Annotated in this window: 7 protein-coding genes; 3 read left to right on the top strand and 4 right to left on the bottom strand. The window is 48.6% G+C overall.

What is annotated here, in order from left to right; genetic code table 11:
* Window positions 1-11 precede the first annotated feature (11 nt).
* The gene (metE, locus tag ACTHTG_RS02395; protein ID WP_004521067.1) at window positions 12-2,288 is read left to right on the top strand and encodes a 5-methyltetrahydropteroyltriglutamate--homocysteine S-methyltransferase; all 2,277 of its coding nucleotides are present in this window, start codon (window positions 12-14) and stop codon (window positions 2,286-2,288) included.
* A gap of 92 nt (window positions 2,289-2,380) precedes the next feature.
* On the opposite strand, the gene ACTHTG_RS02390 is transcribed toward metE, so the two are convergent.
* Both ACTHTG_RS02390 and ilvE read right to left on the bottom strand, forming a co-directional pair.
* Entirely contained in the window at window positions 2,381-4,621 is a 2,241-nt protein-coding gene (locus ACTHTG_RS02390) for a right-handed parallel beta-helix repeat-containing protein (RefSeq protein WP_070588515.1), read from the bottom strand.
* 1,085 nt (window positions 4,622-5,706) lie between these two features.
* Window positions 5,707-6,705, bottom strand: coding sequence for a branched-chain-amino-acid transaminase (ilvE, locus tag ACTHTG_RS02385; protein WP_308538389.1), 999 nt, complete (start codon window positions 6,703-6,705; stop codon window positions 5,707-5,709).
* A gap of 213 nt (window positions 6,706-6,918) precedes the next feature.
* Between ilvE and ACTHTG_RS02380 the strand changes: the two genes are divergently transcribed.
* Both ACTHTG_RS02380 and lapB read left to right on the top strand, forming a co-directional pair.
* On the top strand, window positions 6,919-7,242 hold the full coding sequence (locus ACTHTG_RS02380; protein ID WP_107768909.1) for a LapA family protein: 324 nt from the start codon (window positions 6,919-6,921) through the stop codon (window positions 7,240-7,242).
* Between the two features lie 25 nt (window positions 7,243-7,267).
* On the top strand, window positions 7,268-8,437 hold the full coding sequence (gene lapB / locus ACTHTG_RS02375; protein WP_063076142.1) for a lipopolysaccharide assembly protein LapB: 1,170 nt from the start codon (window positions 7,268-7,270) through the stop codon (window positions 8,435-8,437).
* A gap of 114 nt (window positions 8,438-8,551) precedes the next feature.
* Here lapB and ACTHTG_RS02370 read toward each other — a convergent pair whose 3' ends face one another.
* Window positions 8,552-9,058, bottom strand: a complete 507-nt coding sequence (locus ACTHTG_RS02370) for a thioredoxin family protein (protein WP_308538390.1) — start codon at window positions 9,056-9,058, stop codon at window positions 8,552-8,554.
* Window positions 9,059-9,061: 3 nt separating this feature from the next.
* Entirely contained in the window at window positions 9,062-12,361 is a 3,300-nt protein-coding gene (gene recC, locus ACTHTG_RS02365) for an exodeoxyribonuclease V subunit gamma (protein ID WP_004521059.1), read from the bottom strand.
* Between the last annotated feature and the right edge of the window lie 155 nt (window positions 12,362-12,516).

Raw genomic sequence — 12,516 nt, 5'->3', positions numbered from 1 at the left:
GGAGAGTTAACATGACAACATTGCATTTTTCAGGCTTCCCGCGCGTCGGTGCCTTCCGCGAATTGAAATTCGCACAAGAAAAATACTGGCGCAAAGAAATCAGCGAGCAAGAATTGCTGGCTGTTGCTAAAGACTTGCGCGAGAAAAACTGGAAACACCAAGCTGCTGCCAACGCTGATTACGTTGCTGTAGGCGATTTCACTTTCTACGACCATATCCTCGACCTGCAAGTTGCTACCGGTGCCATCCCTGCCCGTTTCGGCTTCGACAACCAAAACCTGTCTTTGGAACAATTCTTCCAACTGGCCCGCGGTAACAAAGACCAATTCGCTATCGAAATGACCAAATGGTTCGACACCAACTACCACTACTTGGTGCCTGAATTCCACGCCGATACCGAATTCAAAGCCAACGCCAAACACTACGTTCAACAACTGCAAGAAGCCCAAGCTTTGGGTCTGAAAGCCAAACCGACCGTTGTTGGTCCGTTGACTTTCCTGTGGGTTGGTAAAGAAAAAGGCGCTGTTGAATTCGACCGTCTGAGCCTGTTGCCTAAACTGTTGCCTGTTTACGTTGAAATCCTGACTGCTTTGGTTGAAGCCGGTGCCGAGTGGATTCAAATCGACGAGCCTGCTTTGACTGTTGACCTGCCTAAAGAATGGGTAGAAGCATACAAAGACGTTTACGCTACTTTGAGCAAAGTAAGCGCCAAAATCCTGTTGAGCACTTACTTCGGTTCTGTTGCCGAACACGCTACTTTGCTGAAATCCCTGCCTGTTGACGGCCTGCACATCGACTTGGTACGCGCTCCTGAACAGCTGGACGCATTTGCCGACTACGACAAAGTTCTGTCTGCCGGCGTTATCGACGGCCGCAACATTTGGCGCGCCAACCTGAACAAAGTTTTGGAAACTGTCGAGCCTCTGCAAGCCAAACTGGGCGACCGTTTGTGGATCTCCAGCTCTTGCTCTCTGCTGCACACTCCATTTGACTTGTCAGTTGAAGAAAAACTGAAAGCCAACAAACCTGACCTGTACTCTTGGTTGGCATTCACCCTGCAAAAAACCCAAGAATTGCGCGTTCTGAAAGCCGCATTGAACGAAGGTCGTGATTCTGTTGCCGAAGAACTGGCCGCTAGCCAAGCTGCCGCCGACTCCCGTGCCAACAGCAGCGAAATCCACCGTGCAGACGTTGCCAAACGCCTGGCCGATTTGCCTGCCAACGCAGACCAACGCAAATCTCCATTTGCCGACCGTATCAAAGCGCAACAAGCATGGTTGAACCTGCCTTTACTGCCGACTACCAACATCGGTTCTTTCCCACAAACTACCGAAATCCGCCAAGCACGTGCAGCCTTCAAAAAAGGCGAACTGTCTGCCGCAGATTACGAAGCCGCGATGAAAAAAGAAATCGCCTTGGTGGTTGAAGAGCAAGAAAAACTGGACTTGGACGTACTGGTACACGGCGAAGCCGAGCGTAACGACATGGTTGAATACTTCGGCGAATTGTTGAGCGGTTTTGCATTCACCCAATACGGCTGGGTACAAAGCTACGGCTCACGTTGCGTTAAACCACCTATCATCTTTGGTGACGTAAGTCGTCCTGAAGCCATGACTGTGGCTTGGTCTACTTACGCTCAAAGCCTGACCAAACGCCCGATGAAAGGTATGTTGACCGGCCCTGTAACCATTCTGCAATGGTCTTTTGTCCGCAATGATATTCCTCGCTCTACCGTGTGCAAACAAATCGCACTGGCTCTGAACGACGAAGTATTGGATCTGGAAAAAGCCGGCATCAAAGTCATCCAAATTGACGAACCTGCCATCCGCGAAGGTCTGCCTTTGAAACGTGCCGATTGGGATGCCTACCTGAACTGGGCCGGCGAATCTTTCCGCCTGTCCTCTACCGGTTGCGAAGACAGCACCCAAATCCACACTCATATGTGCTATTCTGAGTTCAACGACATCCTGCCTGCCATCGCTGCTATGGACGCTGACGTCATCACCATTGAAACTTCACGTTCCGATATGGAGCTCTTGACCGCGTTCGGCGAATTCAAATACCCGAACGACATTGGCCCAGGTGTTTACGACATCCACAGCCCACGCGTACCGACTGAAGCTGAAGTTGAGCATCTGTTGCGCAAAGCCATCGAGGTTGTACCGGTTGAACGTCTGTGGGTTAACCCGGACTGCGGCCTGAAAACCCGTGGCTGGAAAGAAACTCTGGAACAACTCCAAGTGATGATGAACGTAACCCACAAACTGCGTGCCGAACTGGCTAAATAATGTGAGTTAGATGAAAAGGCCGTCTGAAAATTTTCAGACGGCCTTTTTTTATTTATCAATATTTAAAACATAAAGATTACGACTTCAACAACTTACAAAATCCCTGTCGTTGTATGATGTTCTTCCACTCCTGATGTATACACGTTCTGAGTATGGTGATACACAGTCTCTTTAGTCGTTTCAACAATATGGTTAGCTTCTGACAAGATATCGCTCAATGCCACTTTACTGCCGGTCGTATTCACCTTTTTCAGTGCTGCGCCGTTATGGCTATTGCCTTCAGAATACGTCTTGATGTCGTTTTCAAAGCGCAGCCATGAATCATACAGTTTGCCTTTAATGTCCGTCATGATTTTGTTGTTGGCTACATTTAAAGATGCTTTGCCTTTAGGGTTGGTACTGTGTACGTCTACCAAAGCATCATTCAGGGCACCACCAAGTTTCAATGTGTTATTGGTGATGTTGTACTCTTTGGCATTGCTCTTTAAATAGGCAAATTCAACATAGCCTTCAGATTCTTCGCGCACGGAAATTTTGTTGTTGTGAATTGTCACCGCACCATGCATAGCGACATTGCCATGGTGTTCTTCCACATAAACCGGTACTGCGCCTTTCATAATCTTACCAATATCGGCATCATTGCCGCTGATGGTAATGGTACCGCTACCAATGCCGTTTTTAGATAAAACGCGGTCGTAGGTATCGTTGATGACGGCAATCAGATATTTGGTAGATTCGCCGCTGATCTTGTTGTTTGCCATATTGAGCGTGTAATCCATTTTGCTTTCATGGTTACGGAACTCAATCGCGTAGGTCTGAATATTGTTTTGATAAACCGTCAGATTTTTAATGACATTATCGCTAATATCGAAATAACCTTTATCAGCCGAGTGCAAATCTTTGTATTGGGTATTGGTTTGTACCTGAATCCCTGAATACATGTGGTAGTACTTACCCAAGTCATCATCAACATTCAAACGGAAGCTCGGGTCTTGGATAATGGTATTGCCCGTAATTTTGACTTTATCCATAGAAAACTGGCGGTTGTAGGCAACAATACCATACAGCCGGTCACCCGTTAACACATTGTCTTCAATGACAATGCCTGTACCATCATGCACATCCAAGCCTTTGCGGTAGTTGTGGTCAGTCGTGTTTTTACGGTATGTGATGCCGTAATTGTAACTACCCGCAGCCACAGCCATACCATAGCCGGTACCGCCGTCTGCTTCGTGGCCGTTCCAATCCAAACGGTTGCCCTCGCCGATAAAGTTTTGTTGGAAACCGATCAGCGCACCGGCAACGCGGTTGTGGTGCAGATACGAATCAACAATACGGTTGTTTTCACCCAAAGGCAGCGCTTCGTATTTTTCATCAATTTCGCCGCTTTGTACGCGCGCTTTAAAGGTCAGTTTTTGACCTTTTTCCGTTTCCAAAGAAGCGGTTGACGTAAACATCACACCAGCACGATTGGCACCGGAAACCTCTACTTTGCTGATTAAAGTATTGTCCGCATCGTTCACTAAAATGCCGTTTACCTTGCCAAAATAGCTTAAGCCTTTGCGGTAAAAATCAGGGTTGGTATATTGAACCGACAAGTCGGCAATGGTTTTATTGTTTTGCCCATCAACCAAAATACCGGCAAATTCGCGGATATCGTCATGGTTGGTGTCCGGATTGAACACGCCCGTCTGCGCTTTATCAAACGTTACTTTGGTTTTGCCCATACCCGAACCAAACAAACCGCGTGCGCCGGAAACGGTTTTATCCATCACAATCTGGTTGGAAATATAGTAAGTACCATCCAAGAAGACCATGGCTTTTTCTTTATGAGCCGCTTCTAAAGCTGCTTTAAATGCCTGAAGACTGTCTTTTTTACCCTGCGCATCGGCACCAAAATCATTCACACGAACGTAATTACCGTACTCTTTAGATTCATACACGCGGTATTTTCCGGATAGGCCTACCCTGCTTTCAGCATGGTCGTCAATTTTGTTTGCTTTACCCGAACTGAGGTGGCCGTCGTGGCTATTGATTGCTTTTTTACCGGAAGAAACGCCCGCTATTTTGTCATGGCCGTCTGAATCCTTCAGATTCTTTTTATGAACAATCTCAACGGTTTCTTTTTCTTCGGCAATTCTGTCTTCCTCCTCTTTCTCTTTGCGGGCGGCTTCTTGTTTGGCTTTACGCTCTGCAATCGCTTTTTCGACTGCCGCTTTATGCGCTTCTTTTGCGCGTTCGACCGCCTTTGCTTTGGCAGCGGCAGCCTCGGCTATTTTTTTTGCTTTAGCCTCTTCGTAAATTTTTTGCTTTTCAGCCAGAATTTTTTCCATCGATTTATTGACTGGTTTAGCTGCCGTTGCTTTATCGGTAGCGGCAGGTTTATTTGTTACTTTAGGCGCAATGATATGTTTACTGGAAACGCTGCTTACAGAAGCAACACTGGCCCGTGCAACATGCATTTTTGTCACAAGGCCGTCTGAAGATGATGATGAACTGTCAAATCTTGCTGCCTCCGCCACATGCACTACTTCTCTCGTTACCGTATTTTTACCGCTTAATTGCTTAAGCTCAGGAGAAACCGACGGCATATCCCCCCAATTGTGGGTGTGTATCCATTCTTTTAGAGGAGAAGATGATTTGGAATTTGCTTCAGGTGTGGATGAGCCGTGACGAATGTGGGTACGGCCAAGAGGAGCAAGTTTATGTGACATAATCAGCGTATTTCCTTGTATCGAATATCGCCTTTCCCACCGCACAAGCGTGCAACAAAAAAGCCGATTGATTAAAGAGGTAAGACGGATTCTGTCGTAACAACAATTGCCTGTATAAAGGCCAAACTGAAGTTGGCCGCTTTGAGAAACTCGGCAGCGTTTCCCCTTCTGCCGGTTTTCTGATTGGAAACGGTCATGGTGTCAGACAGAACCCTTGGATGACTTTATATAGGCGATCTGTCCGCGTACCATGTATCCGGTTATTTTTGACGGAAATGTATCAGAGTCCCTTTTTAATTGATTAGTTCATCCAGAGTTAAGTTATTTTTGATTTTTATAGCAAAATAAAAATGGTTTTATCTTGCACTGGTTTCCTTTTTGACTTGACAGAGTGAATCCCGCGAAGCCAAAAAGGAGGGAAATTCTAACACGATATGTTTTTAGCATTCCCTATTTAACTAAATTTACAAAATATACAGAATAAATATCTATAACTGTTTTTAACTTCTTCTAAAAATCAATAAAATTCGATATTTCCAATATGTATTTTTACAACATGACTGCGCATTATATACCGATTATCTAAAAATACTACCGTTTGTTTAAAAAATTTAGCATTTTATTATCGCTTTTTCCTTCTAAATGCCAATAAAAAAAGCCGTCTGAAAAAATATTTCAGACGGCCTTTTATATTAACGTTCTACTTAACAAACTTCGACCAACCAGCCGTGTTTGTCTTCTGTCAAACCGTATTGAATGTCGGTAATCGCCTTACGGATTGCGTAACCGCGCTCTTGGCTCTTCACTTCAATTTCTTTGCCATCAATCACGAAAGAAGTTACTGGAGAAATAACCGCAGCCGTACCAGTCAGAATCGCTTCCGCACCATTCTCAATCGCAGTTTTCAGCTCGTCGACAGTAAAGTTGCGCTCGGTAACAGTGTAACCCAAATCTTTGGCAACAGTCAGCACGGAATCACGGGTAACGCCGTGCAGGAATTCATCTGTCAACGGTTTGGTAATGATTTCATCGCCGTTAATCAGGATAAAGTTGGACGCGCCGGTTTCCTGAACGTCGCCATTCGGGCAGAACAATACTTGGTTTGCACCATGCTCTGCTTTGGCTTTCAATACCCAAGGCATGGCGGAAGCGTAGTTGCCGCCGCATTTCACACGACCCATATGTGGGGCGCAACGGATATGTTCGGTTTCCACCAAGATTTTAACGGGCGAACCGGCTTTGAAATAGTCACCGACAGGAGAAGCCAGAATGTACAGCAAGGCTGTTTCGGAAGGAGAACCGGCTTTGCCGATCACAGGGTCGGTACCGATCAAAGTCGGACGCAGGTACAAAGCGGCAGGCGCATCAGGGATTTCCTCGGCGGAACGTTTGACCAATTCGATCAAAGCATTCAAATAAGCCTCTGTCTCAGGACACGGTAGGTGCAGAATATCTGCGCTTTGCTGCATACGCGCGATGTTAGCGGTCGGGCGGAACATCACGATTTTGCCGTTTGTCTGACGGAATGCCTTCAAACCTTCAAAACATTCGCTGCCGTAATGCAGGGCGTGTGCACCGGGGGCGAGTGTCAGGTCTTTGGAAGATTGCCATTCTACCGGCTGCCATTTACCTTCACGATAAGCGATAACGGGCATTTCAGCGTGAAAAACGCTGCCGAATACGGCTGGAACTGGTCTGCTCATGATGATTGCCTTTCTTATTCTGATTTGTAAGATAATAACTAAAGACTGAACAATACGCCTTTCAATATGGGTTTGACAAGTACCCGTCAGCATTAAAGATACCCTTCCCATGCCGTCTGAAACATACCGTCCTATCCGAAATCCGGCAAATCGTTTAAACTGATACCATTTTTCAGACGGCCTGCACCAACCGCGGCCCACCCGGAGCAACCCATGAAACTCATCTCTACCATCATCAAAATCCTGATTCTTCTTGTTTTCCTCCTGCTGGCCATCACCAATACCCACACCGTATCCTTCTTCTACCTGCCCGGCCAAAACGTCAATCTGCCGCTGATTGTCGTGCTTTTCGGTGCATTTATTATCGGTATCGTGTTCGGTATGTTTGCCCTCTTCGGCCGTCTGCTGACCCTGCGCAGCGAAAACAACCGCCTGCGTGCCGAAGTGAAAAAATACGCCCACCTTTCCGAAAAAGACCTGACCCCAGTCAAAACCGAAACACCGGCAACGACTTCCGAAGCCACTCCCAAAGCGTAACGTCACCAATCAATAAAGGAATACCATGGACAACGAATTGTGGGTCATCTTACTGCCCATCGTCCTCCTCCCCGTTTTCTTCGCTATGGGCTGGTTTGCCGCGCGCGTCGATATGAAGACCGTCCTGAAACAGGCCAAAAGCATACCGGCCGGCTTTTACAAAAGCCTTGACGCCCTCGTTGACCGCAACAGCGGCCGCGCCGCGCGCGAATTGGCGGAAGTCATCGACCAGCAGCCGCAGTCATACGATTTGAACCTGACCTTAGGCAAGCTCTACCGCCAACGCGGCGAAAACGACAAAGCCATCAATATGCACCGCGCCCTGCTCGATTCGCCCGACACCGTCAACGAAAAACGCGCGCGCGTGCTTTTTGAATTGGCGCAAAACTACCAAAGCGCAGGCTTGGTGGACCGTGCCGAACAAATCTTCCTCGGTTTGCAGGAAGGCGATATGGCACGCGAAGCCCGCCAACACCTTTTGAGCATCTACCAGCAAGACCGCGACTGGGAAAAAGCCATCGAAATGGCGCAGCTCTTGAGCCATGACGAACAGACCTACCAGTTTGAAATCGCCCAGTTCTATTGCGAAATCGCCCAAGCCGCGCTGTTCAAATCCAACTTCGACGCCGCCCGCTACAATATCGGCAAAGCACTCGAAGCCAACAAAAAATGTACGCGCGCCAACATCATCCTTGGCGACATCGAATACCGTCAGGGCAATTTCCCTGCCGCAGTAGAAGCGTATTCCGCCATCGAGCAGCAAAACCATGCCTATTTGAGCATGGTCGGCGAGAAACTCTATGAAGCCTATGCCGCACAAGGCAAACAGGAAGAAGGCCTCAACCGCCTCATCGGCTATATGCAAACCTTCCCCGATCTTGACCTAATCAACGTCATCTACGAGAAGGCCCTGCTGCTTAAAGGCGAAACCGAAGCGGCGCAAATCGCTGTCGAACTCGTCCGTCAAAAACCTGATCTCAACGGCGTGTACCGCCTGCTTGGTTTGAAACTCAGCAATATGAATCCGGAGTGGAAAGCCGATGCCGATATGATTCGTTCGATTATCGGCCGCCAGCTGCAAAAAAGCGTCATGTACCGCTGCCGCAACTGCCACTTCAAATCCCAAGTCTTCTTCTGGCACTGCCCTGCATGTAACAAATGGCAAACCTTTACGCCGAATAAAATCGAGATTTGATAAAGCGTTAAGCATCAAAAAAGGCCGTCTGAAATCTTTTCAGACGGCCTTTTTATTACAAAGCAAAATATCAAAACAGCTCAAAACATAGGCGCACACACCAGCAATATTTGCTCAACAACGCTGCTCTGCCCATGCCAACGCCGCTACAATCTGAGCCTCGATATCAGCATTAAATTCGCCGGCACGGTACGCATCGCGCAATTCTGTGCGACGGGTTTCATCTGCCGCAATTTGGTTTAACACCACTTGCGGAAACTCGTTAAACACAGGCCCGGCCTCTTCATGCCCCATCAGGAACAGTGCAGGAATTTTTTGGTTGGTACGGACGATTTCCTGTTGGCGAGGATTATCGAAACGGCTGCTGTCGTCAAAATCGTTACGGGCAATATAGTTGACGCGGATATTGGGGTTCAACTCCGCCATTTTCTGAATAAACGGCACAAACACGCGACAATCAGGACAATATGGCGCAGCGGCAAGCAACCAGTTTTGCGGACGACTGATCTTTTTAACCTCTGCTACCGTTTGCGCCGACAACTCGGTCGCCTGATAGAGTTGCTGCTGTTTCAATTTGTCTTCTTCAGTATCAAAATCCAAATATTCTGCATAAGTGGCCATGCTTTACTCCTGTTCTGTTGCATTGGTTTTCCCTGCTACGCCGGTCAAAAGTGGAACAAGTAGATTGACGACGAGGTTTTCAAATAGTGGCTCATCAAGCGGCGATTCTTCCGAATGACCAAACACCAGCTTCACTTCGGTATATTCTTTCTGCCCTTTGCTCATTTTATTGCCATTAAAAACATCATGGGCTTTTCTCAAGGCAGCATCCCAATCCTCTTTCTTGTTGTACTCCTCCGCAGCGGCAAGGCTGGTTTTGGCAAAAAACGGCAAGGGGGTATTTTGTCCGATTCGGAAATATACCAACCATTCTTTCAAAAGTGCCCTCGCCACCTCTTGCCCGATGGCGGCATAGGTTTCGGTCTGTCCCAGGCTGACAATATAGGTTTGTCGGCTTTCAACGGATTTAGGGGCGATGGCGCAAAAAATCAAATGCTCCAATAAACGGGCAATGCGGTTGGGTGCATTGTCTTTTTGATTTAGGAACACAATGCGGCCGCACTCATAAAGATTGCCGATGGTGCCTTGTAAAACCAAATCGTCAAAGGATTCTTCATAAGGTTCAGACGGCCTTTTGTTACTGTGTATCAACTCGGTATCCACGTTTTTCGCAGATATCTGATACTGCTTCTGCCATAAGCCGCCCAACTCGCCTACCGGCATCAGACTTTCTGCATTCAGCCGAATGGCCGTATCTTCAAAATCTTCACCTTTGCGCCGCGCATCCAAATAGGCATCGGCAATCCGACCTTCATGTTGCGGCTCAAACGGTTCGGCAGATTCCCATGCGCCGTCCAGATACGGCTGATCCCAGCTTAAATTTTTCTTCAGCCAAACTTTGACAGGATTGCGCCAAAAACTGATGAGTTCGCCTTGATGAATGGTTTTGCCCGGCTCTTCCTGACTTAAAGCCTCAAGGAAAAACGGCTGCGCTTCCGCTTGCGGTTGGTTCAATGCATCGGCATAATCTTGGCGCGTACTGAAGAGGCCGTCTGAAAGCGCGTCCTTTTGGAAATAACGGCGCGAAAACGCCTGCAAAGGATGATGTTTCACCCATTTCTCCGACAACTCACGCCCGCTTTTCCCCGTCATGGCGGCGATGGTATCCAGCAGCTCGCTGATTAATGAAGACGGCGCAAACTCGGCATCATTGCGTATATCGCGGCCGATATAAGACAAATACAACATTTCGCGCGCGCTGATTAAGGCTTCGAGGAAGAGATAACGGTCGTCGTCACGGCGGGCGCGGTCGCCTTTTTTCGGATGTTTGGCAATCAGGTCGAACACCGCCGCTTTGGTATTGCGAGGAAAATCGCCGTCATTCAAACCCAGTAGGCAAACCATTTTAAACGGCAGGCTGCGCATCGGCACCATACTGCAAAAAGTGATGCCGCCGCTCAAAAATCCGGCTTGGCTTTCGCTGTCCAAAAAGCGGCGGATATGGCGGATAACGGTTTTACACGGCAACAATCCGTCAAATTCGGCCAACTGCGCCTCTTCCTGCCATTTCGCCAAAGACTGCTCAAACTGCTGCTTGGCGTATTGGTCGTCCGTATCCGGAGCAAACAGTTTCTCCAGCAAATCACGGCAACGCTGCACCCAGCTCTCCACATTGGCAGGCTCTTGCCATTGCGCCGCCATATCGGCTAAAGTACGGATAAATTCGGCAAAACCGCTGAACACGTCCAGCTGATTGACATTGCTATGCCACGCGCTCACGCCCTGCCACATGCCGTTGCCGCCTTCAGGCAGCATCCAGCCCAAGGCCAAACGCTCTACCGCCTGCTGCCAAGTAAAGAGGTTGTCTTTACCCTCGCGCATGGTTTGGTCCAACCCCCAATGCACATTCAATCCGGCAACAGTCTCATGCAGCAGCGGCACATCCTCTTCGCTCAAACCGAAGCGTTGCAGCACCAACCAACTCTCCAGTAAAGGCAAAACCTTGTCCACTTCAAACCGGCTCTCCAGCAAGTCCAAAGTTTGCGCCAAAGCATACAGCAAGGGCTGACGGCGGCTGAGTTTCACATCCGAAATCGAATACGGCAAAGCCTGGCTGCCTACATGCTCCTGTCCAAAAACGGCTTCGATAAACGGACTGTACGGCTCGATGTTCGGCGTCAAAACGGCAATATCGTGCGGCTGCCAGTCGGGATTTTTTTGCAACACCAGCGACAGCTCTTCTTTCAAAATCTGCAATTCGCGCAAAGGGCTGTGTGCCGCAACGATTTTGACTGAGCCGTCGTTCAGCAGCTTGTCCGGCTCGACACACACTGGATTGCCGTCCGCATCGTGAACCTGAACCAAAGCCTGCTGCGCGCCTGCTTCGCCTTCTTCCTGTTGATATAAGCGTTCAGACGGCATGATCAAGTTTTGGATATCGTTTTGCAGGCAATGCAACAAGGTATCGTCTCTTCCCTCTTCATAAACCTGAATATCCTGCTCGGTTTCCACTTCCGACAGAAAATCAAAGAAATCGCGTCCCTGCTTGCCCAAAGAAGCCAACAGCGGATGCCCTGCCTGCGACAAATCCGCCTCATCGCCCCTTTTCAAAATTTGCGCCTCGTCGATGACCTCGCCCCAATATTGGCTGCTCGGGTTGAGCGCGAACACAAACACATCGCAATGCTTGGAAATTTGGTGCAGCAGTTGCAGATACATCGGTGCCATTGTCGAAATGCCGAATACAAACAACCTTTGCGGCAAAACCGATTTATCCAACTGCGCCAACAGCTTTTCCCACAAGGCCACGCGGTGCGGCGCCGATTGGCTGCCATCATCCAAATAACGCCACAGCCGCGCCTGCCAATCCTCATCATCGCCCAAACCCAGCAGCTTCCCAGCCTGCCACGCATCAATCCAATCCGGGCGGTACACCAAATATTGGTCGAAAATATCTGCCATCTGTCCGGCAAGCTGATAATCCGCCGATGCCGAGCTGTGCAAATAACTTTCCAGCTTCAGGCGCACGTTTTCGTACTCCGGGGCCGTCTGAAACGCTTCGCTGCGGAACAAATCCAGCAAACGCCAGCGCATAACTTCAGGCGAAAACGGACTGAGCGGCGGCACATCGGGAACCAATTTGCGCATCAGCTGCCACGCCAAACCGGCAGGCAGGCTGAACTTCAAATTCGCCGCCACGCCGAGTTTGCGCGCGAAAAACACATTCAGATAACGCCGCATCCCCTGGCTCTGCACCACCACTTCTTCCTGTGCCAATACCACATCCAAAGGCAAGGCCTGATGAATATGCGCGCACATTTCGGCAAGCGCTTCCAAACGGTCGGACTGATAAAGATAAAACATAGCAGACAATCTAAAAAACAATTGCCCACATTATAATGCCATTAGGACAAATGCTTCAGCAGAAGCGGCAAACAAAAACACAGGCCGTCTGAAACACATCGCTTCAGACGGCCTAAAACAAACCCATCGACAGCCAATTATTAATTATTTATCGA

This window comes from Neisseria sp. P0017.S009 (assembly GCF_051957375.1).
GTDB classification, from domain to species: domain Bacteria; phylum Pseudomonadota; class Gammaproteobacteria; order Burkholderiales; family Neisseriaceae; genus Neisseria; species Neisseria perflava.
This window is presented reverse-complemented; position numbering and strand designations above follow the sequence as displayed.